The sequence below is a fragment of the Gaoshiqia sp. US2 genome (genome assembly GCF_059705485.1).
In genome coordinates this window covers 1362286-1387528 of sequence record NZ_AP048550.1, presented here as the reverse complement: position 1 = coordinate 1387528, position 25243 = coordinate 1362286, and the positions used below count along the sequence as shown (strand labels likewise).

The 25243-nt window shown below is 47.0% G+C and carries 18 protein-coding genes; 9 read left to right on the top strand and 9 right to left on the bottom strand.

Translation table 11 applies throughout. The annotated features are described in order from the left end of the window. Positions 1 to 62 precede the first annotated feature (62 nt). Complete coding sequence (yiaK, locus tag AC6H3C_RS05350; RefSeq protein WP_497519646.1) at positions 63 to 1082, top strand: 3-dehydro-L-gulonate 2-dehydrogenase; 1020 nt, start codon at positions 63 to 65, stop codon at positions 1080 to 1082. 18 nt (positions 1083 to 1100) lie between these two features. Here the strand turns inward: yiaK and AC6H3C_RS05345 are convergent, their stop codons facing one another. The 3 genes from AC6H3C_RS05345 to AC6H3C_RS05335 are packed head-to-tail and all read right to left on the bottom strand — an operon-like array spanning position 1101 to position 6769. Beyond that, positions 1101 to 2393, bottom strand: a complete 1293-nt coding sequence (locus AC6H3C_RS05345) for a TolC family protein (protein ID WP_497519645.1) — start codon at positions 2391 to 2393, stop codon at positions 1101 to 1103. Then, entirely contained in the window at positions 2380 to 5604 is a 3225-nt protein-coding gene (locus tag AC6H3C_RS05340; RefSeq protein ID WP_497519644.1) for an efflux RND transporter permease subunit, read from the bottom strand. Before AC6H3C_RS05340 ends, AC6H3C_RS05345 begins: the two co-directional genes overlap by 14 nt. A gap of 1 nt (position 5605) precedes the next feature. After that, positions 5606 to 6769 carry an efflux RND transporter periplasmic adaptor subunit gene (locus AC6H3C_RS05335; protein WP_497519643.1) on the bottom strand — a complete coding sequence of 388 codons (1164 nt, stop codon included), beginning with the start codon at positions 6767 to 6769 and terminating at the stop codon, positions 5606 to 5608. 328 nt (positions 6770 to 7097) lie between these two features. Here AC6H3C_RS05335 and nadB point away from each other — a divergent pair, with 328 nt between their 5' ends. The 8 genes from nadB (at position 7098) to AC6H3C_RS05295 (ending at position 17446) form a co-directional block, all read left to right on the top strand. Continuing rightward, on the top strand, positions 7098 to 8669 hold the full coding sequence (nadB, locus tag AC6H3C_RS05330) for an L-aspartate oxidase (RefSeq protein WP_497519642.1): 1572 nt from the start codon (positions 7098 to 7100) through the stop codon (positions 8667 to 8669). Beyond that, positions 8666 to 9511 carry a carboxylating nicotinate-nucleotide diphosphorylase gene (gene nadC, locus AC6H3C_RS05325; RefSeq protein ID WP_497519641.1) on the top strand — a complete coding sequence of 282 codons (846 nt, stop codon included), beginning with the start codon at positions 8666 to 8668 and terminating at the stop codon, positions 9509 to 9511. Before nadB ends, nadC begins: the two co-directional genes overlap by 4 nt. Beyond that, positions 9508 to 10233 carry a type III pantothenate kinase gene (locus AC6H3C_RS05320; RefSeq protein ID WP_497519640.1) on the top strand — a complete coding sequence of 242 codons (726 nt, stop codon included), beginning with the start codon at positions 9508 to 9510 and terminating at the stop codon, positions 10231 to 10233. Before nadC ends, AC6H3C_RS05320 begins: the two co-directional genes overlap by 4 nt. A gap of 346 nt (positions 10234 to 10579) precedes the next feature. Next, positions 10580 to 12184, top strand: coding sequence for a tetratricopeptide repeat protein (locus AC6H3C_RS05315; protein WP_497519639.1), 1605 nt, complete (start codon positions 10580 to 10582; stop codon positions 12182 to 12184). Continuing rightward, positions 12174 to 12755 carry an LPS export ABC transporter periplasmic protein LptC gene (lptC, locus tag AC6H3C_RS05310; RefSeq protein ID WP_497519638.1) on the top strand — a complete coding sequence of 194 codons (582 nt, stop codon included), beginning with the start codon at positions 12174 to 12176 and terminating at the stop codon, positions 12753 to 12755. The genes AC6H3C_RS05315 and lptC overlap by 11 nt, the downstream gene beginning before the upstream one ends. A 4-nt stretch (positions 12756 to 12759) precedes the next feature. After that, a complete protein-coding gene (locus tag AC6H3C_RS05305) occupies positions 12760 to 14034 on the top strand; it encodes a hemolysin family protein (protein WP_497519637.1) in 1275 nt (424 codons plus the stop codon). A 91-nt stretch (positions 14035 to 14125) separates the two neighbouring features. Next, entirely contained in the window at positions 14126 to 16240 is a 2115-nt protein-coding gene (locus tag AC6H3C_RS05300; protein WP_497519636.1) for a peptidylprolyl isomerase, read from the top strand. 279 nt (positions 16241 to 16519) lie between these two features. Continuing rightward, complete coding sequence (locus AC6H3C_RS05295; protein ID WP_497519635.1) at positions 16520 to 17446, top strand: glycoside hydrolase family 43 protein; 927 nt, start codon at positions 16520 to 16522, stop codon at positions 17444 to 17446. A gap of 129 nt (positions 17447 to 17575) precedes the next feature. On the opposite strand, the gene AC6H3C_RS05290 is transcribed toward AC6H3C_RS05295, so the two are convergent. The 6 genes from AC6H3C_RS05290 to AC6H3C_RS05265 all read right to left on the bottom strand — a co-directional run bounded on the left by AC6H3C_RS05290 (position 17576) and on the right by AC6H3C_RS05265 (position 25241). Next, a complete protein-coding gene (locus tag AC6H3C_RS05290; RefSeq protein ID WP_497519634.1) occupies positions 17576 to 19006 on the bottom strand; it encodes a glycoside hydrolase family 125 protein in 1431 nt (476 codons plus the stop codon). 105 nt (positions 19007 to 19111) lie between these two features. Beyond that, positions 19112 to 21241 (bottom strand): GH92 family glycosyl hydrolase, encoded by a 2130-nt coding sequence (locus AC6H3C_RS05285; RefSeq protein ID WP_497519633.1) that lies wholly within the window; start codon positions 21239 to 21241, stop codon positions 19112 to 19114. 21 nt (positions 21242 to 21262) lie between these two features. After that, the gene (locus AC6H3C_RS05280) at positions 21263 to 21634 is read right to left on the bottom strand and encodes a hypothetical protein (protein WP_497519632.1); all 372 of its coding nucleotides are present in this window, start codon (positions 21632 to 21634) and stop codon (positions 21263 to 21265) included. Between the two features lie 130 nt (positions 21635 to 21764). Further along, positions 21765 to 22895, bottom strand: coding sequence for a glycoside hydrolase family 76 protein (locus AC6H3C_RS05275; RefSeq protein WP_497519631.1), 1131 nt, complete (start codon positions 22893 to 22895; stop codon positions 21765 to 21767). Between the two features lie 69 nt (positions 22896 to 22964). After that, positions 22965 to 24107 (bottom strand): SusE domain-containing protein, encoded by a 1143-nt coding sequence (locus tag AC6H3C_RS05270; RefSeq protein WP_497519630.1) that lies wholly within the window; start codon positions 24105 to 24107, stop codon positions 22965 to 22967. 9 nt (positions 24108 to 24116) lie between these two features. Then, the gene (locus tag AC6H3C_RS05265; protein WP_497519629.1) at positions 24117 to 25241 is read right to left on the bottom strand and encodes a SusE domain-containing protein; all 1125 of its coding nucleotides are present in this window, start codon (positions 25239 to 25241) and stop codon (positions 24117 to 24119) included. Positions 25242 to 25243: the final 2 nt, after the last annotated feature.

The window sequence follows — 25243 nt, the reverse complement described above, 5'->3', positions numbered from 1 at the left end:
AGTTAAAAACCAGGGACGCCGGCAAACCGGTGTAATTTTAAACATCAAACACGAACACAACAATGAGCCGACCACCAACGATACGGATTTGCGCTTCCGACATGCAGGATCGGTTTAATCAAATCCTGCTCACGCTTGGATTTAATTCGGAACGAGCATCGCAGTGTGCCCAAATTTTCACCGAAAACAGTATTGACGGGATTTATTCGCATGGGGTAAACCGTTTTGCGCGATTTATTGAAAATATCCGCGATGGCTACATCAATCCGAACGCCGTTCCGGTAAAAATCGCCGAAGCCGGCAACATTGAACAATGGAACGGGCAGCTGGGCCCGGGTCCGATCAACGCGATGCTGGCTGCCGAACGCAGCATGGAACTGGCCCGAAAGCATGGCATGGGACTGGTCGCCCTGGAAAACACCAACCATTGGATGCGCGGCGGAACTTACGGCTGGCATTGTGCCAAACAAGGTTTCGTGTTTATTGGCTGGACCAACACCATCGCCAACCTGCCGGCCTGGGGAGCCCGGGAAAGCCGCCTAGGCAATAATCCGCTGGTAATTGCCCTGCCATATGGCGACGAGGCCATTGTACTCGATATGGCCATGTCTCAATATTCATACGGAAAGCTGGAAGTACTCGCCGGCAAGGGAGAGCAGTTAGCTTTCCCGGGAGGATTTAACAAAAACGGGGAGCTAACGACTGATCCGGCAGAAATACTGGAAACCGGGCGGACTTTGCCCATCGGTTTTTGGAAAGGATCTGCCTTATCCTTTATGCTCGATCTGCTGGCAACCATTCTGTCGGCAGGTCTTTCAACGAGCGAAATCAGCAGGCAGGGTCCGGTTGAATACGGGGTTTCACAGGTTTACCTGACGATTGACTTGAAGAAACTGCAAAATTATCCCCTCATTCAGCAAAGCCTGCAACACATGATCAACGATTTGCTGTCGTCGCTCACCGTTGACGAACAAACGGAAGTTCGTTATCCCGGTCAGCAAGTTGTTAAAACCAGAAAGGAAAACCTGGAAAAAGGAATTCCGGTTCATCCTGAGGTCTGGAAAAAAATAAACAACCTGTAACGAAAAAAAAGGTTTGTTTTAAAAACTGTACTGCTGGATGATGGTCCCGGTCATCCGGAGAAGCGAGCTATGAACATCAATAAAATCATAGACAGCCTCCAGTTCGCGTAAGGCCGCATTCAGGTATATATTTTGAACATCGCGGAAATTAAACGAATTGATGGCCCCGCTCTCATATTTCTCGCGGCTAATTTGCAGGTTTAATCCGGCGGTAGACAGGTTTTCAGCTGCTACTTTCAATAATTCCTTCCGCACCAGATAAAATTCAAACAGATTGCTGAGTTGATTACTTAGCTCGTGTTTCATTTGTTCCAGCTCCACCAGGCCCACTTCTTGCTCTATCCCGGCAATTTGGCTGGCCCGCTTGCGGTTTCCCCCGCTGTACAGGTTAAAACTGAGGGTGAAGTTCCCGTAATAATTCACTGCCGTATTCCAGCTTATCCCCCGGCTGTCGTAATCCACCCCGGTCCGGCTGCCGCTTACTCCTCCGTTAAACGACAAGGTCGGGTAATAATCGCTTTTTGCCAGAGCCACTGCATTCTTCAATAAACTTTGATTAATATACTGATTTTTAAGGCTCTTATTATTCGTCAACATTTGTTCTTTCAGGTCAGTCAGGGCATACTCTACCGGTATGGCCGAGAAATCACTGGTCAGCTGATAGGTTTGATTCTCCGGAACCGCAAGTAAATAATTCAGATTGCGAAGCGCATTTTTACACGCTACCTCCTGGATCAGCCATGAAGATTTATCCGTCAGAAAAGCATTTTTTGCCTGAAGCACTTCGTAGGTAACCGCCGTGCCAAAATCTTTTTTCAACTCGGCGCGTTTATACAAATCTTCGGAGAGCTCCATCACCCCGCGATAAACCTCAAGTTTCTCCTGTTCGAGCAAAACGGTATAATAGGCCAGGATGACTGCCTGAACGGTTCCTTCGATCATGATCCCCGTATTTTGCTTCGACAATTCCTCCAGTTCGTCCAGGCGTTGTTTACTAATCCTTACCGAAAAACCATCAAACAGCGTCCAGTTAATACCGGCCGTTCCAATATATTGGTTTTGAATAAAGTCGTCGGTATCATTATCGTTGATGCTGTTCCTGGATTCAGCCGAAAGATTGATGTAAGGATAACGCCCGGCGGTCCCCCAGTTGTTCCTGATTTCGGCCATACGCTGATCCTGACGGACCATTTTCAAATCGTAGTTATTTTCCAGGGCAATCTTTACCGCATCGGTCAAACTCAGGTCCCGCTGCCCGAAACCGGACAAGGCCAGGCACATCACGATGAAAAGGACGCTATATCTTGTCATAATATCTGTCTTTTTTGTCCGCATTAATTTCTTCCTGTGTTTTGCCTTTGTATCTCCGTTGCGCATTGATATAGGCAATTTCAACTTCTTCGGGTTGTATCTCTTTTCCTGTCCACCATTGCCGTAATAACCTCCGGATATCGTTCAGAACGATAATTAATGCCGGGAAAAACAGCAAGATAAAGAAGGTGCCAAATGCGACACCGTAAACCAGCGATATGGCCATCGGAATGAGGAACTGTGCCTGGAAACTTTTCTCCAAAACGATCGGGAACAGACCGGCCGAAGTGGTCAGCGTTGTTAAAATGATCGGTCGCAAACGCGCTTTTCCTGCTCTTATAACAGCCTCTCTTACTTTTTCCCCTTCTTCGATCAGCAGATTAAATTTAGAAAGGAACACCACCGAATCATTGATGACCACGCCCGATAAGGCAACGATTCCCCACAAACTGAGGATTGAAACGGGCTTACCGTGTATACCGTGCCCCCAAATGGCGCCTAAAATGGATATCGGGATCATAATTAAGATGATCATGGGCTGTTCGAACGACCGGAAGTTGATCATGAGGATGAAAATCATCGTCAAAAACGCCAGCGGAAAATAAATCAGCAAATCTTTCATATTTCGCTGACTTTCTTTTTGTTGTCCCTGGTATTCGATGTGAATTCCCGGGTACAGATTCAGCAGCTCGGGGACGACCTCGGCCCTGATTTGTTCCAGGATTTCGGTCACCGATGCATCCGGATCAACCAGGTCGGCGTTGATGCGGATTTCGCGGCGGCCGTTAAAGCGCTGAATATTTACAGGTCCGCGTTTCATCTCGTAGTCCACCAGTTCAATCAGGGGATATTCGCCCGATGGCGTTTTGATTTTCATTTGTTCGAGCTGTCCCAACCGTTCCCGGTCGTGTGCAGGGTAACGCACCCAAACCCGGAGTTCGTCGCGGCCCACCTGCAAGCGTTGCGCCTGTCCTCCATAAAATCCCTGCCTCACCTGTTCGGCAATCGTTTGCTCGTTGAAGCCAAGCATATAGGCTTTCGGCTTCAGGGTCAGCAGGATTTCCTGCTTGCCAAGAGCATTATTATTTACCACATCTTTGAGCTGGGGGAAATCCTGAAGGCGTTCGAGCAGGTAAGTCTGCGCATGATCCAGCTCTTCGACATTCCGCGACTGAAGCCCGATAGATACCGGATCACCGAAACGGCTGCGGGAACCAATCGCGTATTTCACCGCCTCGAGAACCGGACCGATTTTTGTCCTCACCCGTTGAATGATCTCGTAAGAACTGATTCCCGTTTCTTCAGAACTTCGCGGAGACACAAATAAATTTCCGGTATGAGCGCCACTTTCCTTCCCGTCGAACCCGGATCCCAGGTTCAAGATGCAATACTCGATGATATCAACCGTATCGTTATAATCCTTTTTCAGGTCTTCGTTCACTTCCCAAACCACATCCTCAAACTGTTCGAGGTAGGCAATGGTCTTATTTTCTCCCGCCCCGGGCGTAAAGGCAATGTTTATATTAAACGCATCAAACTCCATCCTCGGGAAAAAAGTTGTTTTAATAATATGTCCGCCGATTAAACCTCCCGTGATCAACAACATGGCCACGGGGACAGCAATAACCACATAACGCCACTCGATGACCAGGCGCAGGATCCCGTCGTAAACATAGTCGCGCAACCAGGCAAAGAACCGTTCGGTATATTTTTTTAGCCCCTTCTCTTTTTTATGCAGGCTTTTCGCGCTTAATACATGCTCGTTTCCCAAATGTGCCGGCAACACAAAGAACGCTTCAAACAGCGAGAAGGTCAGGCTCACGCATACAATGAAAGCCATTTCGTACATCATTTCCATCTGACCGGAAATAAAAAACAAGGGAGAAAAGGCGACAACGGTCGTCGCAACCGATGTCAGCACGGCCGGGATCACCTCCACCGTTCCGTCGACAGCCGCCTGGATCGGAGGTTTACCCATTTCAAAATGCTGGAAGATGTTTTCACCAATGACAATCCCGTCATCGACCAAAATACCGATCACCAGGATCATCCCGAATAAAGAAATCATGTTAATGGTAACTCCCGAAAGGTTGGCCACGATAAACATCGCCAAAAAAGAGGCCGGAATTCCCCAGGCCACCCAGAATGACAGCCGGAGGCTCAGCATGATCGCGAGCGAGAGCAACACCAGGGTCAGTCCCTGTCCGCCGTTCACGAGCAACAAATCGAGCCGGGCTTTTAATAAATCAAGGAACGAGCGGTTAATCACCAGTTTAACCCCTTTGTTCTTTTCGTTGAAATCCCGGACATAGGCCCGGACATAACGATCGATATCCAGCAAGTCTTCAGAGATCAGCTTTGACACGGAAATCCAGATAACCGGGTTGCCCCTTTCCAGGGATTTGTTCGGAGTGACATCCGAAAATTTCATTTTCACATCGGCAATATCCCTGAGCCGGATAACACTGCCGTCGGCATTGGCCTTAACAATGATATTCCCTATCTTATTGGGATCGGCGCTTCGGGAGCGAAGGCGGATCAGCATTTCTTCGTCGACCGACCGCAACTGCCCTCCCGAAATATCCTGATTATTTTGCGAAACAGCTTGCTGGAGTTGGCTGAACGTAATCCCGTAACGAAGGAGATCTTCTTCCCTGGTTTCAATAGAGATTTCCAAATCGGGGTAGCCCGACAGATTAATCTGGCTAATATAACCCGATGACAAAAAATCTTCTTCCACCTGCTGGGCATATTCTTTCAGGGTGAGCAGGTCGAGATCGCCGGTAACCATTAAAAATAAGGCCTGCGAGGTGGTACGCTGCTTATAAACAATCGGTCGTTCTGCGGCCGTGGGAAAAGAAGAAATCCCGTCCACCGCATTTTTTACCTCAATGAGGGTTTCGTCGATATCAATTTCACCTGTAATTTCAATCTGAACGCTGGCTGAGTTTTCGGCCGAGGTTGAGGTGATTTCATAAACACCGGGAATACCCCGCACCGCTTCTTCAATGCGGGAGGTAACGCCCTCTTCCATTTCAACCGGCGACGCGCCCGGATAGGCAACACGCACATAAATAATTTTCGAAGGACGTTCGGGGAAGAAGGACAATTTCATGCTTGCCAGGCTTAAGCCCCCGACCACCACTAAGAAAAGCACAATCAGGTTAGCGTAAAACGGGAACCTGACGAAGATCTCGACTAACCGCTTCATGCTAATTTCTTTTTGTTTGTTGGTCCGGATTACCCGCCTGTCCCAATATTTCAACCGGCAGGTTTTCTTTTACATTGATGAGCGATTCGGCAACAACCATGATTCCTTCGTCCAGCCCGTCAAAGAGCAAGGTGGTTTCGTTGACTTTTAGGATGTTGATTTCCGCCTTTTTGAGTTTTCCGTCAGTCACTGTAAATACCTCATTCGAGTTAAACACGGCACTACGGGGTATTTCCATCGCGTTGGCAATTTTTTGTCCCGGAAATTCAACCACCTTGTATTCGCCTGCCAGCAAATCATCTTTTGAGAAGTTCTGTACCTGAACAAAAATGCTTCTGGACTGCGTAGCTGCCTCTACAAAATCAGCTTTCCGAACCACGGTTCCTTTCAGCGGATGATCTGAAAATCCGGACAGCACCTTCACCTGATCGCCTATTCTGATCCATTTGCTGTTGCCATTCTCAACCGGAACTTCAATTTCGAGCATATCCGTACGGATGAGCCGGGCAATCTGGCTACCGGCATTCACATACGCGCCGACCTCAAAATTAACTTCCGAAATTGTCCCGTTAAAAGGCGCATACAGCGACCGGCGTTCCAGGTTCTTTTCGTCCTGCAAAATATCGTAATATTCACTCAGAACAGAGCGGCTTGCCAGGAAGATCTTCAGCTTTTCGCTTTCCGGCTCAGGAAGCGAAGGCAGGCTGCTTTTTAATTCGATTTTGTTAAAGTAATTCAAATAAGTGTGATAATCATCCGGAAAATCAACTTTCATGTCGGGAAGAATATTTGTAAAAGCATTCAAAAACTGGCTTTTCCGGGCCTTTAAGGCCAACTCGGCTTCATCTTTGTAAATAGTGGCCAGCAATTGACCTCTTTTAAAGGAAGTTCCTTTTCGTAAAGGCACTGCGCCATTTTCAATTTTTCCCGAAGCTTCGGACACCAGTGTAACATCATGGCCTGACACCACACGTCCCTCCCGTTTCAGGGGAGAAATGACTTCGGTATACTCAACCGGAACAGCATTGACAAATCGTTTCAGATTTAGATCCGGCCCTCTTGGTGGTTCCGGTTTCATGGAAACAAACAACCAGGATAAAGCAGCCGATCCTCCTAACAACACAAGCAATGCAATAATGACAAAAATAATTTTCCTCCAGCTCATTTTTTTATGATTAACAAGGGTTACATGTTATCTTCTTATCGGTACATGGATAAATGCCATTTATCACGTTTAAAATCCCTAAAAGAATTTATCCGGATCCACCAACAGTATGCAAATTCGTCATTTCGTTACAAAGTTCCGCCATGCATTTTGTAAATAATTCTGAATAAAGCTAAAATGTAATCAAAACTTCTTTGTATAACAAATGATCCGTGAATTTGATTTCACCAAAATTTCACAAATAACAACATCCGGGGTATTAATCATCCCCCGATCAAACAGTTTTTATAACTTTGCCGGTCAATAGAAACGATAGCTTGCAGCGTTCATGCAGAAACTGACTTTTGATACGATTATTGTTGGCAGCGGCCTGGCGGGCTTAACAGCTGCTTACTACGCCTCCAAACACGGCTCGGTTGCCATCATCACCAAGTCACAGTTAGACACCAGTAACTCTTATTATGCACAAGGCGGCATTGCAGGGGTCATTGCCGATGATGACTCGCCTGAACTACATGTTCACGATACGCTTGTTGCCGGACGCGGTCTGTGTGAAAAAGATGCCGTTGATATCCTGGTTCGTGAAGGGAGGGAACGGATTCTCGAACTGGTGGAGATGGGAATGCAATTCGACCGGATCGGGGATGAATTTGTTCTCGGGCTGGAGGGAGGCCACAGCAAGCGACGCATTTTACATGCCGGCGGCGACGCCACCGGGAAGGAACTGACCTGTTTCATGCTCAGAAAATTGCTTGAGCAAAAAAACATCCAAACCTATGAGTTCACTGCGGTTACCCGGCTGATTATACAGGAAGGCGTATGCACCGGTGTGCAGTCCATTGATTTTATAACCGGTGAAAATGTGATCTTCCAGGCCCAGGCCTGTATTTTGGCCACAGGCGGTTTATCACGCATTTTTAGCCGTACAACCAACCCGCACACGGCCACCGGCGACGGTATTGCCCTGGCCTACGAGGCCGGAGCCTGTTTGGAAGACATGGAATTTATCCAGTTTCACCCTTCGGCCTTATGTATCGAGAATCAGGACGCTTTCCTGATCAGTGAAGCCGTGCGCGGCGAAGGCGCCTGGCTGTTAAACCGGCAGGGCGAACGGTTTATGAAAAATGTTCACCCCCTGGCCGAACTGGCTCCCCGCGATATCGTGGCCTTTTCCATTTACCGTCAAATGAAAAAGGATAACAGCCCTTTTGTATATCTGTCATTAAAACATCTCGATCCGGATCAGATTAAAACCCGGTTTTCCAACATCTATAAAAAACTGAACGAATTTGGGTACGACCTGAGCAGCGATCTGTTGCCCATCGCTCCGGCAGCTCACTATATGGTTGGCGGAATAAAAACCGGTTTACACGGCGAAACCAATATCCCCGGCCTGTTTGCCTGCGGCGAAGTGGCGTCGACCGGGGTGATGGGCGCCAACCGGCTGGCCAGCAACTCCTTACTCGAATGTCTGGTTTTTGGCAAAAGAGCCAGCGAAAAAGCGGCTTCGCTGCCCCGGCATACAACAGCAATCGCAGAACAACCGTTCACTTCGAACCTGAAAGAATACGAAGAGTTGTATCTTGGTGTAAAAAATGAAATTGCCGACCTGATGTCTGAATTTGTCGGTATCGTGCGAAACGAGTCAGACCTGCGCAAAGTACTGGACCGCCTGGCGGAAATCAAAAAACACATCCCGGCCGGCATCCGGGAATACAACATCCTGAAGGCACACCAGATCACCATAATTTGTGAAATGATCGCCACCGGCGCCTTACTGCGAAAAGAAAGTCGCGGCGGACACATCCGGGACGACTACAACCAGGAAGATCCTGATTTCCGGGCACATATTGTCCAGCAAAAAAATAAAGACCCTGAATTTATTCCGATAAAAAAATGATGAATCAAAAAGAACTTGAAGCAGCAGAACACCTGATTTCGCTTGCCCTGGACGAAGATGTGGCCACGGGCGATATCACAACCGACAATTTAATTCCGGCTGAAACCCGCAAAAAAGCCTACATGATTGCCAAAGCCGATGGCGTAATTGCCGGTATGCCGGTTGCGGAGATGGTCTTTCGCAAACTGGATAAACAGCTGGACTGGAAACCGGAAGTAAAAGAAGGCGACCGGGTAAAAAAGGGCGACATCATTGTCCGCTTCGAAGCCAGCTACCGGGCGCTGTTAACCGGCGAGCGCACTGCTTTGAACTTTTTCCAGCGCATGTCAGGAATTGCAAGCATGTCGGCCCAATACGCCGATGCCGTCAAAGCGTTCAAAACAGTGATTCTCGATACCCGTAAAACATTGCCCGGGTTCCGACTGCTGGATAAATATGCCGTAAAAACCGGAGGAGCAAGCAACCACCGCATCGGCCTGTTTGATATGGTGATGATTAAAGACAACCACATTGATGTGGCCGGAGGAATTACCCCCGCTGTCAACCAGATAAAAAGCAAAGTCCCCGCTGATATAAAAATCGAGGTGGAAACAAGCAGCCTGGAACAGGTACAGGAAGCGCTGGATGCCGGAGCCGACATCATCATGCTCGACAATATGAACACCGAAACCATGACCCGGGCGGTACAGCTCATCAATGGCAGGGCCAAAGTGGAAGCCTCCGGGAACATGACGCTCGAACGGCTGAAAGAAGTTGCCGCCACCGGTGTCGACTACATTTCCATCGGCACGCTCACCCACTCGGTGCAGGCATTAGACATCAGCCAACGGATTGAGTTATGAACCTGGTGATTGATATAGGCAATACCCGCATCAAGCTGGCCCTCTTCAACGACCGCGACCTCATGTTCAATGTGCCGCTCGACAGCCTGGAAGTGAAACACCTTCAGCTGTTGAAAGATGAACATCCGCAATTGAACAAGGCGATTTTGTCCACTGTACGCGATTACCCCGCAGAGGTCCGCGAATTTTTGACTACCGCTTTTGACCGGTTCATCGAGTTGAACCACCAAACGCCGGTTCCGGTGATTAACCGCTACCAAACGCCCGAAACACTGGGCCTCGACCGGCTGGCGGCATCCATTGGCGCAGCAGACCTGTTCCCGGCTCATCCGGTGTTGATTATTGATGCAGGTACAGCCGTCACCTTCGACTTGGTCTCGGAAAACAACGAATACCTGGGCGGAAATATTTCGCCCGGACTGAAAACCCGCTTCAAAGCGCTTCACCAGTTCACCGGGAAACTCCCCCTCATCAGCCCCGGCGATGAATTTCAGCTTATCGGAACCGATACCGAATCGGCGATCAGGGCCGGCGTTCAGCTGGGCATGATCTTCGAAGTGCAGCATTACATTGATCTGTACCATGCCCGCTACAAAAACCTGAAGGTAATTATTACCGGCGGAGATGCCCCCTTCTTCGACAAGAAACTCACAAAACCTTACCTCATCCATTTCAACCTGACCTTGATCGGATTGAACAAAATACTGGAATACAACAGCTAAACGAAAGACAAAAATCACCTGCCGATCGTTAAAAAAACAAAAAATAATCCGGGGAACGGCTGACCCAAACCGGCTGTACATGGTATCTCCCGTCACTTTTGCCACTCTGGCATGAGTTTTGCCAAAGCCACTTCAGTAAATCGTTCTTTGTCATTTATGATTTTAACGATTAAATTTGCCCCCTACATAAGATTCACTATTTGATTTTTACGTAAAAACTATATCAAAATAAGTTTATCTTTGACCTCTGTTTCGTAAAAAAAACGAAATATTTGAATTTGAGATTTAAACGTACCATTTATAATATTTTCAAACGATGAGATCTTTGCTATTAAAAACTAAAATTTTGACATTCACCTTGGCTGTGGTGACAAGCATTTCGGCATTTGCCCAACAACGGCAGGTTACCGGAACCGTTTACCGGGAAGGAAAACCTGCAGCCGGGGTAACCGTTGAAGCACACCGTTCAAGTACGCCTTACATGACCAGTTTCGACGGAAAATATACAGTTACGGTTGACAGTAAAAGTAAATACATCAAGTTTACTTTCATCGACGAATCAAAAAGACTCGATATTGAAGGAAATACCAATACCGTGATCGATTTCAGCTTCGACGGCGAGCTTCCTGGGCAGGCTGCCGAACAGGCGGAAACAGGTGTTGACTTACGTACCAGCCAGCAACTGGTTCAGGCCAAGGTGACCGATTTCATGAGCGAATACACGATGTATGATCAGTTTTATAAACAAAAAGATTATAAGTCGGCCCTCATCCCCTGGAAAAAAATCTTTGACAAATATCCAAAGTCATCGATCAACATTTACATTCACGGGGCCAACATGTACGAAGACCTGATCAATAACACCACCGACTGGGCGACAAAAGACAAATACATCGACAGTTTAATGCTTGTTTACGACCGCCGGATCAAATATTTTGATCAGAAAGGCTTCGTTCTCGGACGCAAAAGCACCGACTACCTGAAATACAAACTCGCCAATGAAAATCTGGATGACGAACAATTGAAATCGATCCTTAAAAAAGGATACGGCGAGATGGATGAGGCCATTAAGCTTGAAAAGAATGAAACGGAAGTAGCCGTACTGGTGGTGTTCATGCAGGCAACCAAACGGTTGTTTATCATGGGCGAATTACCGAAAGAAACCGTTGCTCAAAATTACGAAACCGCTTCGGCGATTCTGGATGCCAACCTGGCCAAAGAACCGGGCAGCGAAAAATTCACCACAGCAAAAACGTTGGTCGATCAATTGTTCCAAACCAGCGGCGCCGCCGATTGCGATGCCTTGATTGCCCTGTATAAACCCAAATTTGACCAAATAGCGCTCGATATTGATGAGTTGAAGAAAATGCTTCGCGTACTCGACCGGCAGGATTGTACCGAAAGCGAGCTTTTCGCCCGCGCATCAGAAAAGCTGTACAGCCTGGAACCATCGGCAGAAGCTGCCTTTAACATGGCTCGCCTGTTTGTAAAACGCGACGATTTTAACCGGGCAAAAGAATATTACCAGAATGCCATTGCTTCGGAAACCGATAAAGAGCTGCTGGCCAAATATTATTATGAGATGGGTATCTTTACCTTCGTAAAAGAACACGCCTTCCAGAAAGCCCGCGATTATGCCAAAAAATCGCTGGAGAACAATCCGAATTCAGGACGCACCTTGATTCTGCTTGGCGACATTTACGCCCAGTACAGCAAAAACTACGGCGACGATGAGTTTGCTCATCAAACCATGTATTGGCTGGCGGTAGATTATTATGAAAAAGCAAAACGTGTTGACCCGGATGTTTTTGCAGCAGCCAACGCCAAAATCAACACATACAAAGTGTATTTCCCCGACAAAGAAACCTTATTCTTCCAGGGATTACAGGACGGTCAGACTTATACCTTTGGAAGCTGGATCAACGAATCAACAAAAATCCGTGCAAAGTAATCGTTTAAAAAAAACGCGATATTCTCATGTAAGCATTGCAATTCTCCTGACGGGAATTGCAATGCTTTTCTTTTCGTGTGCCAATAAAATTGAAAAAATCAAAGAATTTTCTGCCGGGGATAAGCTGCCGACGATGGATGCCGAGTTATTTGAAATGATTTATTCCGACTCCACCATTGTCCGGTTTAAGCTCATTACGCCGCGATTACTGCGGTACGACCAGGAAAAAATTCCGTTCACCGAGTTCCCCGAAGGGATTGAGATAGAAAAATTCAATGAAAAAATGCAGGTGGTTTCGGTCATCACATCCGATTATGCTTTATATTACACGAGAGAAAAGAAATGGATCGCCAAAAATAATGTTGTGGCAATCAACCAGGCCGGAGACTCTCTGAAAACGGAAGAACTGATCTGGGAAGAAGCAAAAGGGAAATTTTATTCCGAACAATTTGTAAAAATCATTCGTACTGATCAAATAATCACGGGCATCGGATTCGAATCAGATCAGGACATGTCAAACTGGGAAATAAAAAAAGTAAAAGGCACACTCTACCTCGGCGTTGCAGAATAAAATCATGGAAGTACTGATATTCACCATAGTCATCACCATTTTTTTTTCAGCTTTTTTCTCGGGGATGGAAATTGCTTTTGTTTCGGCCAATAAACTCCGTCTTGAGCTCGATAAAAAACAGGATTCGTTAAACTCCCGTGTTTTAAGCGTTTTCACCAAAAACCCGGGTCAGTACATTGCCACTACGCTGGTTGGCAACAACATTGCCCTGGTGATTTATGGTGTGGCCTTCGCCAACCTGCTCGAACCTTCGTTTTACCGGTTAACCGGTTCGGCCGGCGCGGTACTGTTTTTACAAACCATCAGTTCCACCCTGATCATTCTGTTTACAGCCGAATTCTTACCCAAAACCTTGTTCCGGATTAATCCCAACCTGGTTTTACGCATCTTTGCTTTTCCGCTCATCTTGTTCTATTACCTTTTTTACCCCGTGACAAAGATTACTATGGGAATCTCGAAACTGTTACTGAACGGAATTTTCAGAGCGGCCATTGACGAAGAAGAAGAACGTATCGTTTTCAGCCGGATCGACCTCGATCATTTTGTAAACGAACCCGATAGTCCTTCGGTACAGGAAGACGTAAACATCGAGAAAGAGATTAAACTGTTCCGAAATGCCCTGGAGTTTTCGAAGGTAAAAATCCGTGAGATCATGGTCCCCCGAACCGAAATGGTTGCTCTCGACATCAACAACTCGAGCCTGGAAGAGCTTAAACAAAAATTTATTGAAACCGGTTATTCCCGGATCCTCTTTTATCAGGATCATATTGACAACATTATCGGCTACATTCACCATTCGAGTATTTTTACCAACCCCGAATCCATCAGCGCCAACCTGAATAAGCTGCTGATTATCCCCGAAACCATGCCGGCAAGCAAGCTTTTCAGAAAATTCATCCAGCAACACCGCAGTATTGCTCTTGTTGTCGACGAGTTTGGCGGCACCTCGGGCCTGGTTACCAGCGAAGACATTCTGGAAGAGATTTTCGGCGAGATTGAAGATGAACATGATACGCTCGTCCTGGTCGACCGCAAGTTAAGCGATACGGAATATATCCTCTCGGCCCGTCTGGACCTGGACATCCTGAACGAAAAATACAACCTCGACTTTCCGTTAACCGAAAACTTCGAAACGTTGGCCGGTTATATCCTGTTCCATTACGAAAGTATTCCCAAAATAAACACCGTGATCACCATCGACCATTTTCGTTTTAAAATATTAAAAGCATCCAATACCCGAATCGAGCTGGTAAACCTCAAGATATTGGATAACACCTAAAATAAAGAGTGAATCATACAGATTAATACCTAAAATGATTATCTTCGTAGCTCGAAAAAATTAAGTACAAAAAATTCATAATTATCAGTAAATGGCTACCCTACAGAGTATTCGAAATCGTGCTGGTTTATTAGTAGCGATTATTATCGGTCTGGCGCTTGTTGCTTTTATCCTGGGAGATATCTTAAACACAGGAAGCTCATTATTAAGACCTTCACAGATGGAAGTTGCAAGTATTAACGGAACATCTGTTCAATATCCTGATTTCCAGAAAAGGATTGAAGAAACCGCTGAGATTTATAAAATGAACAGCGGCCAAACCCAACTGGATGATAACACCTGGACCCAAATCCGCGAACAGGTATGGCAGGAAGTGGTCCGGGAAATCGTGATGGAAGACGTATTTGACGATCTTGGACTGACCGTAACATCAGAAGAACTGTTCGACCTCGTACAGGGATCCAACATACATCCGATCATCCAGCAGCTTTTTACCAACCCAAACACCGGCCAGGTTGACAAGTCGGCCATCCTTCAGTTTTTGAGATCGCTCGAATTTGGCGCCACGGCCCAGCAAAAAGCCTATTGGTTATACATTGAAGAGCAGATTAAAAAAGACCGTATTCAGACAAAATACAACAACCTGATCAAACAAGGGCTTTATGTAACCACTGCCGAAACTGAAAAAAGCCTGGCCGAAAAAAATAAAACGGCCAATATTCAATACATCAGCCTGCCGTACAGCTCGATGCCCGACAGCGCGGTGAAAGTAACCGACGCCGAACTGAAAGCTTATTACAATGCCCACAAAGACGATTACAAACAAGACAAATCGCGCACCATCGAATACATTGTTTTCCCGGTAACGGCTTCAAACGAAGACGATGTGAATACCCGTAAATGGATTGAAGAGGCCAAAGATGAATTTGCAGCGGCAACTGAAAATGAAGCCTATATCAATGTAAACTCGGATGTTCGTTTCGAAAACATCTACCTGAAAAATGAAGACCTGACCGAAGAACTTGGCGAATTTGCCTTCAACGGTAACATCGGCGATATCTATGGCCCTTACAAAGAAGGCAACACCTATAAACTGGCAAAAATCGACGATTTCAAAGATCTTCCCGATTCCGTGCAGGCCAGCCACATCCTGATCCGTCCCGAAACAGCGGGAAGCTACGAAGCAGCACTGGCTTTGGCCGACAGTTTGAAAACAGTGATTGAAAAAGGCACCAAATTCGAAACATTGGCCGGCACCTATTCCGAAGATCCGGGATCGGCCATTAAAGGCGGAGATTTAGGTTGGTTTAGACGGAACCAAATGGTTAAACCCTTTGAAGATGCCGCATTTAACGGCGATGTCAATAAACTTTACGTGGCAACCACCCAGTTTGGCGTTCACCTGATTCAACCGACCAAAAAAGGAAAAGCGGTAAAACAAGTCCGCCTGGCCATCCTGGCGCGGAACGTTGAACCAAGCACGCAAACCTATCAGAAAATATATGCCGAAGCAAGTAAATTTGCCAGCGAAAACCGGAATGGCAAAGACTTCTCGAACTCGGTCAGCGCGCAAAGCCTGACGAAAAAGATTGCCCGCGTGGGCGAAAACGACCGTCAGATCACCGGACTGGAATATTCGCGTTCACTGGTTCGCGCCGCTTACCAGTCTGATGTCAACGATATCCTCGTAAACAATGAAGGATCGACTATCTTTGAATTTGGCAATAATTTTGTCATCGCTACCTTAACAGAAGTGCTTGAAGAAGGCTATTCATCGTTTGAAGATGCACGTTTACGCGTTGACCTGGCTGTGAGAAAAGAAAATAAAGCCAAAGCCCTGATTGAAAAAATGAAAGCGGCTGCCAGCGGAACAGACCTGGATGCCATTGCCGAAAAACTGGGAACTGAAGTTCGTGATGTCAACGGAATCAACTTCTCGATGTACTCGGTTCCCGCTTTGGGTGTCGAACCTGCCGTTGTTGGTACCGTAGCCGGCATGAAACAGGATGAAATTTCGGCCCCGGTTAAGGGCAACAATGCCGTTTACCTGGTAAAAGTAGTTACCGTTGCCGAAGGTACCCAGACGAACGTGTTGGCTGAGAAACAAACCCTCACCCAGTCGTTAGGCTACCGCGCCTCATTCCAGGCTTACGAAGCGCAACGGAAACTGGCCGAGATTGAAGACAAACGCGCAAAATTCTATTAATACAGAATAACCAAATAGTTAAAAAAGCAGGTTAACCACCTGCTTTTTTATTTTCTGTAAACCTCACCTGGAGAAGATCAAGATCGTGTTACGACAACTTCACCGTCTTGTTTAAACTACTTCGCCGTCCCGTTTCAGCGCCTTCACCGGCAGCGTAAAACCTTCAGGCTGCGGGTAGCGTGAACGATGAACGGTGAACCGTAAATTTTTTCAAAAGCGATTTCCCGGTTGTTTTCACCTTTTTCACCGAATGTTTATATTTGAGAAAAACATGTTGTCATGAAGAAACTACTATTACCACTTTTACTGTTTGTTTTAATTATTGGCTGTCAGGAAAAAGAGAAAAAGGTTTACCTGTTCTCTTTTTTTAAGGATAACGGGCAGGACGGACTTCACTTAGCCTACAGTTACGACGGTTATCACTGGGAAGCCCTGAAAAACAACGAATCGTTTCTGGCTCCCCGCGTGGCCGACGACAAGCTGATGCGCGACCCCTGCATCATCCAGGGACCCGACAAAAAATTTCACATGGTATGGACTGTCAGCTGGAACGACCACGGGATTGGCTACGCCTCATCGGACGATTTGATCAACTGGTCGGAGCAAAAGTTCATTCCCGTGATGCAACACGAACCGGAGGTTTTAAATTGCTGGGCGCCGGAAATTTTCTACGACAAAAAGAACAAAGAATACCTGATTTATTGGGCCAGCACCATCCCCGGACGTTTTCAGGAAGGCGACACGCAGGGCGACGACAAGTACAACCACCGCATGTATTATACCACCACGAAAGATTTTGAAACTTTCGGCGAAACAAAATTGCTGTACGACGAAGGCTTCAATGTGATTGATGCCGTTATTAAGCGAATCGGCGGTTTATACGTCATGTTCCTGAAAGATGAAACCAGGAATCCGCCCAAAAAGCACATCCGTATGGCCACAAGCAACTCGCTTACCAAAGGCTATAAGTTGTTCCGAGAACCCATCAGCCCCGATTGGGCGGAAGGGCCAACCGTAGCTTTTGTCGGCGGGTATTGGGTGGTTTATTACGACGAATACACCCGTCACCACATGGGCGCCGTTCGCTCAAAAGACCTGAAAACATGGGAAACCGTCACCGACTCCATCAGCTTTCCCGAAGGTACACGCCACGGCACCGTTTTCCAGGCCAGTGAATCGGTTCTGAACCGATTGCTTCAGGAATAAAAATTAAGGTTGTATCGAAAAGCCGCTGTTCGGAAGGAGGCATATGCCCCGTTTCTCCAGCATTTCGATACAACCTTAGATCCTTTTATTTTAACTCGGCCCAACCGGTCGAATGCCGTGTGCGATAAACTATCCCAACAGTTCGGTTTTTCCTTGGTTGACCAGTTTCAAAATTAACTCGCCAAATAAGGTATTGGCCCAGGCAAACCACGAACGGGTGAAATTAGCTGGATCATCTTTATGAAATGTTTCGTGCATGAAACCGGTGCCGGCATCGGTATCACGAAGCGTTTTTACACACCAGGCAATTTCGTGATCGTCGGTGCTGGTCATCGCCCGCATGATGATGCTCATCGGCCACACCATGTCGTAACCCACGTGAGGGCCTCCAATTCCTTCGGCTGCTTTGCCTTTGAAGAAATAGGGATTATCTTCGCTCCAAACCAGCTTACGCGTATTTTGATAGATTTTATCATTTCTGTCAACCAGCCCCAGATAAGGCAGGGCCAACAGGCTCGGCACATTGGCATCGTCCATAAAGGTGGCATTACCGAAACCATCCACTTCAAAGGCGTACACTTTGCCGTATTTCGGATGTTTCACGATGGCATATTTCTTAATGGCGGCTTCCACCTCATCGGCCAAACTTAAACACTGGCCGGCAAAGGCCTGATCACCGGTAACATTCCGGCTAATTTCGGCCATTTGTCGCAGCGAAACCACGGCAAACAAGTTGGAAGGAATTAAAAAGCCAAAAGTCGTTGCATCGTCCGACGGGCAGAAAGTTGAGTTAATTAATCCCACCGGTTTCAGTGGGCGGCCATATCCGTGATTTGACACGGTATCTAATTGTTGAGGTGTTTCCCGCTGAAATTTATAGGGTCCCAAACCATCTTTGCGTTGCTGCTCAATGAAGGTTTGCACAATCAAAGCGGCGGCTTTTTGCCAGTCGTTGTCGAAAACCGATGTATCTCCTGTTGTTTTCCAGTAGTTGTAAGCCAGGCGAACGGCATAACACAGGGAGTCGATTTCCCATTTGCGTTCGTGCAAACCTGGCTTCATATCTGTCAGGTCGCTCATCCAGTGCACTTCTTCTTCTTTGGTTTTATTGAACGCGTTGGCATACCGATCGAGCAGTACACATTGGGTTTGACGGTTAACCACCCCGGCCAGCAACGATTTCAGTTCCTGATCTTCGTTGGCCAGCGGCAGGTATGGCCAAACCTGCGCGGTAGAGTCGCGCAGCCACATGGCATGAATGTCACCCGTAATTACGAAGGTATCTGGTTTGCCATTAACCTTCTCGTACTCAACTGTTGTATCCAATGTATTTGGAAAACAGTTTTCAAACATCCAGGCCAGTTTCGGGTCTTTCAGTTTGGCTTTGGTAGCAGCTATTGTTTTTTCGACCGCTTTCGATGTAAAATTACGTTTTCCAACAGCTGGCCGGTTGGTTACATAACTCGCCTTGCTTACAGAGGCAAATGCTCCGGATCCTGCTACCGCCAATCCGGCTACTGTAAATGTGCCTGTTTTAATGAAATTTCGTCTTGTTGTCATATTATTAGTTTCAAGTTTCAAATTGCCGGCAGAAGAAATCAGCCTGAAACATCGCTATTCCGATAAACACCGGAACCTGCCGGCTCACGCTCTTGATGTCACTGGTCACTCCGTCGCGATCATCAGTATCTTCCCTTCTTTCAATTTTTCGTGCGGGATGAAATAACCGTCAACCGCCTGCTGATCGTAGCTTATTTTACTGATTTTCTTCCCCGTTCCTTCCTTCTGAATTGTAAAGCCGGTTTTATCATCCAGCTTGAAATCAATTTTGTCGAAAAGCGGAACCGAAACGATATATTCAGGATCGGCCGGGGAGTACGGATAAATTCCCATGGCCGTGAAAACATACCACGACGACATTTCACCGGCATCGTCCATGCCCGCATAGGCCAGCTTTTCTTTCCCCATGTCGTAGAAACGATCCATAATACTGTCGAGCAAAACCTGCGATTTCTCCTGCTTTCCTACAAAATAATACAGCCAGGGGAAACCGTGGTCAGGTTGGTTGCCATGACAATATTGCCCGATAAAACCCGATATGTTATAGGCTTCTGCTCCCTTGTAGGGAATTGAAAAAAGATCATCAACCTTTTTTTCGAAATCATCTTTACTCTCATAAAGACCGATCAATCCCTCCGTACCATGCGGGGCAAAAAAGGACGACTGCCAGGCATTGGCTTCCCGGTACATGTATTCGTAATAGATAAACTCCGGATCGAAATCCCTGATCCATTCGCCATTGGCCAGTCTCCCCCGCATCAGTCCGGTTGAAGGGTCAAACATGTTTTTATAATTTGTCGTCCGTTTCATCAGCATCCGGTAATTGGCGGTGTCTCCTGATTCTTTGGCCAAAAGCGCTACGGCATAATCATCGTAAGCATATTCCAGCGTTTTGGTGACTCCTGCTGCGGCTACTGTTTCAAGTGTGGGATTTTCCAGGTCGGGTTCGGGGATGTAGCCTTTTTCTATATACTCCATAATCCGGGGCCTGCTTGTGTTTTCCATGGTTGCATTGCGTAGCAGCAAATGATAAGCGCTTTGAACGTCGAATCCGCGAATCCCTCTCAGGTAGCTCCCGGCAATAAAGGGGGCTGCATGGTCGCCGTGAAAAAAAGTAGGCATAAAGCCGGTTTTCTCGCCTTTGTCTATCAATGATTTGATGACATTTTCGGTCACCCGAGGGGAAATCATACCAAGCAAAACCAGCTTGTTCCGGTAATCGTCCCAAAGCGAAGGTTCAGTATAATAATCAAAACCTTTATTCACAACTTCCCCGTTGACATCGGTAAAGTCGCCATTACAATCGCTTCGTAAAGCAGGCCACAGAAACGAACGGTACAGGCAGGAATAAAACAAGCCTTTTTGCCTCTCGCTGCCTCCGGAAACCTTAATTTTCGACAGTAATGTTTCCCAGGTTTGTGTGCCTTCACGACGAACTTGCTCAAAACTTTTCCCAAGCATTTCTTTCTCCAGGTTTTCTTTTGCATTTTCGGCGCTCACAAACGAAAGTCCGATTTTCACTTCCAGGGGGCCGGACGAATCTTCGAAATTCAGCACCGAAATTTCATCACGTCCGCTGCCCGACGACACGATATTTTTAATCGTGTGGTTGGTCGTTGCATAAAAAAAGACCTTGTAACCCGTGTCCTGATAACCTTTAAAATCAGTTTTACCTTCCTGTTCAATTTTCCATTCCCGCACCCGCTCATTTGACCGGTTCAGGCTGGCTGCCAGCTTCTTCGGCTGGCCTGTCCGGAAGGTGTATTTGTGGTATCCGCAACGCAGGGTCGAGGTTAGTTCGGCATTGATTTCATATCGTTCGAGAAAAACCTGGTAATAAGCCGGCCCGGCCGATTCGTTTTCGTGCCTGAAAACCGAATGAAAATCGCCGGGATCGATATCGCCGGTAACCGGCAACAAGGGGATATGACACAAGTTCCAATGCCCTTTGCTGGTATGGGCAAAACCGTAAATGACGGTGTCTTCATACTGATAGCCTGAACCGCTGCGAAACTTGGTGACAGGCGTTAACTGGACCATGGCATTGGGCAACGATGATCCCGGAAAGACTTCGGCGCCCCAGGTCCGGTGGGTCGGTTTATAACCAATATCTATACTGTCCCATAATGTGGCAGTGCCTAAAAAGGGGTTGACATAGTCGGTCAGTTTTTTCGGAGATTCCGTGCAACTAAAAAAAATCAGCAGGAGTAAAATTGTTATCGTATTTTTAAGCATCGTATTTCGTTTATTTCCGGTTTAATGAACATGATAGGTATCGATTAATTTTCGGGCCTCGTCGGCTGTCAAAGCAACATGCAGGCTGGCAACGAACATCGGATCGGGCAAGGGAACTTCAACGGTATTTCCTTCAGCATCGATTTCAATTCGGGTGGGATAACGCTGTCGAAAATAGGTCAGCATGAGCACATTCTGATCCTTAGCCATTTTGAATTGATTTTCTTCCTGCTTACTCTCCGGTTGCCCGTTGGCGTTCTTCGCCGGAGCCGGGGCTTTGGGCCGGGCTAAACCAGTCAGAAAAAAAACAGCAAACATTACTGCCAATAGTAATTTCACTGGAAATAACCACCTTCGCTCCATTCGCGAATAAGTCAAGTTAATCTGAATCATGATTTGATTTAGTTGGTTTAGGTCATTGCACATGTACTGATAATCCTGATACAAGATGGAGCGCTGGTCCACTCACACTCAAGTTAAATTTCGTTGAAGGCTGATTTTTCCTTTTTCGTCATTTTCATCATCAAGGGTTAATCAAACCTTCTTTTTGAAGCAAGGCTGCCGCTTCGATGAGCATACAACCGCTGAGCTGTTCGGTCAGTCCGGTAACAGAGCCCGGCTTTACCGTCCAGTTGGGGCCGAACAGGATGGCCGGTTTGGTGGTTCCCTGCGTCCACAAGGTTTCAGCATTATAGCGGATAAACTGAATGTAACGCTTTTTGGCCGAAGCATCCAGGCGGTCCTGGAGGATCAGGTCGGTGAAATAGCGGATAAAAATTCCTTTAAAAAGGCCGCCGTCGCCGGTTCCTTCACTTTTAAGGACAGAGTTGCTGGTCAGGCTGCTGGTTGTGTAGTTGGCAACCACGACTGCATCATTCAGATAGGCCTTTTCATTAAAAATTTTATACAACTCAACTGCTGAGCCGATGAACGTTCCCTGGTTGTAAGTAAATACCCAGTCGGTTTTGATTTGCCCGGTTTCGCTGTTGATGTGGTCGTAAACCATGCCGTTATTCATATTCACCAGGGTCGATTTTTCCCAGTTGTAGATTTTAAGCGCCCATTCTTTGTAGCTTGCATCCCCGAATTCCTGGTACAGGCGGGCAGCCAGGATGCACGCCGGGCCGTTGGAACAGGCATTTTTGCTGTATTCCATTCCTTTTTTCCAGGAGATGCCTCCTCCTGCATTGTCATTCCAGCCGGTTTTGATGTATTCCCATATTTGCAAGGTAGCCTCTTTGAATTTGGGATCGTTGGTCGCCTGCCAGACCCGCAGTGTGGCCAGGGCAATCCATTCCATGTCATCGTAAAATTCGTTTTCAAAGGTATTGCCGTTTCTGGCCTTCACTCCCTGGTACCACTGATCAAAATATGCCCGGTATCTGGCATCGTTCGTCCGCAGCCAGGCATCTGTCAGAACGTCCAACGCATGAGCCTGCGGCCAATAATTCCAGTCGGCTTTTGCGTTATTGTCGTAGTAAAACCACTTTCCTTCGGCATTCCAGAACGAATTGGCCAAAGACATGCTACTGAGGTCTGCCGCTTCGTTCCAGTCTATTCCGTCTTCTTCCGGTTCCGGGACGACGTTATTGTCATCGCCGCATGATATCAAAAATGCAGGCAGTAGTAATGCCGTGTACAGCCATCTTCTCATAATTTCTTTTGTTTTAAATAACAGCCGGAAGCATTGGATTGCTCCCGGCCGTTTTGTGTTTATCCGAATTTATTTTGTTATTGAATGCGTATAGGGTTGCCCCGCCTGCAAGTAAATGGTATAATCTGCAGGAACACCGTCAAAATCGCCCATCAGTTTCCATTTATTATCCCACTGGGTAACATTGGTTATTAATCTAAGATAATAATACGATGCCGGGCTGGTTGCCGTAGGCCTGGAATCGGTTCCGTTCAGCGTGCCCCATTCGAGTTCTTTTTCGGCATCTGCTCCTCCGTTTTCTTTCACGAACATTCTGAATTTGTACCGTTCGTCGCGGCCCCAGCCTTCCTGTTTGAACGTGACGGTCTGGTCTTCGGCCCGGAAGATTCCGTTTCCGGCGTACGGGAGGTCAAACAAGATCTTCCCTTCAGGAGAGAAGTAGAAACCGATCCTTGTCACCAGAGCGTAGGTGCAGGCGCCCGTGTTAAAGTCGAGCGTAATCCGGTAAACGCCGGTTGTTGCAACAGTAGAAGTGCCGTTTTCTTTGACCAAGCCTCCGTCGGTGTAAAATGTCCGGGAAGCACCGGAAGTGCCGTCGGTGAAATAAAATGGTTCGCCGGCAGTTAATTGGGTATAGGTCTCGAACTCGCCTCCGGCTACCGCTTTCATTTGATGCGCTTTGGAAAGATCATTGCCCCCTTCAGATGCTTCGCCTGTTACGAAAACATCAACCGGCAGATCAGCGAAACCGGCCAGACGGGTAATGGTAATGCTGCGTTCCTCTGCACCTTTCACCGATTTAAGGCCCTTGGAAGAGAAAACGGTCCATTTGAATGTTCCTGTTTCCGAAGAGCCGATGCCCATCATGCCAGCTATTTTGTTCAGCTGCTTGTGCGTAATGGTCACATTATTATACATTCCGTTGTTATCGGCAGGAGTTAAATAAACAGGATTGGAAAAATCGCCGTCCGCCTGGTCAAAGGCAATTTGATAAAGCGCCGTGCCGCTTTCTTCCACCTTACAATATTCCCACTCAAAATAGGTAGAAGCGCCTACTGAAGTCTCCAACGTTACTTCTTTCCCGTCCATCGGTTCGATCAATGTGCTGACTGCAGTCAGCCGGGTATCCAAATTACCTCCGTCGTCCTCGCACGCGACTAAGGCGAAAAGCAAAGAGGCTATCACTGTTAATCTGATCAATATCTTTCTCATTTGTTCAGGTTATTTAATTACCAAATTATGCGTGTAAGAACCTCCGGCATTCAGGGAGAATGTAATATCGTATGTTTTATCGCTCCATCCATCGGTTGCCGGGGTTTTCCATATCTGGTTGTCTGTCCATTGCTGTACGTTCGCTCTTTCAACCATGTAATAATACGCTTCGTTGCCGGTTGGTTTGCTGTCGTTACTAGCGGCCCTCCATTCGGTTTCTCCTGCAGAACTTTCCATCCTGAATTTGTACCGGTCGTCTGTATTATCGTTGCCGCTAAGGCCGGTAATGGTATGGCTGGTCAGTTCCCACACGCCATTCGCTTTATAGGGTAATTCAATCTTCATCTGCGACCAGTTCAGAAACAGGCTGACTTTGGTAACTTCCTTGGTGGTAAACGAGCCGATGTTGAAGTCGAGATAATATTTATAGACTCCGGTTTTGGAAACGGAAGAAGTTCCTTCTACCACAATCTGTTCTCCCGACAAAGAGAATTCAAGCGGAGTTCCCGTCCTGGCGCTTACAAATTTGAAAGTTTCCCCCTGTGTCAGCTTCGTGTAAATTTCGAATTCGCCGTCAGCAAGTTTTTTCATGGCAAGCGCCTTGGATAGGTCATCGCCGTTTTCGGTCGCCGCACCGGTGATGTACAAATTGTCGGGAATGTCTGCCAACCCGGACAAGCGGGTTAGCGAGAGCGTCCGTTCCTCTTCGGCTTTCACCGGATTAATCCCTTTTGATGAAAAAACAGTCCACTTGAGCGTTCCTTGCTGAGCAGATTCAATACCCGCCATGGCAGCGATTTTATTCAGTTGTTTATGTGTCAGGGTAGCATGATTGCTGCCGCCGTTGTTGTCGGCCGCTGTAACAAACAGCGGGTTGGAGAAATCTCCGTCAGCTTCGTCAAAGGCGATTTCGTACAAAACCATCCCGCCGTCTTCAGCCCTGGCCGGTTCCCACTCAAAATATAAAGTAGCCGAAGCTGAAGCCTGGAGTGTGATTGTCTTTCCGTTGTCAGGTTCGTAAAGCGAACCGACTGCCGTTACACCCAAATCTCTTACTTCACCATCGTCGCTGCACGCGATAAAAGCGAAGATAAAAGCAGATACGATGAACAGTTTGATCAATATTTTTTTCATAC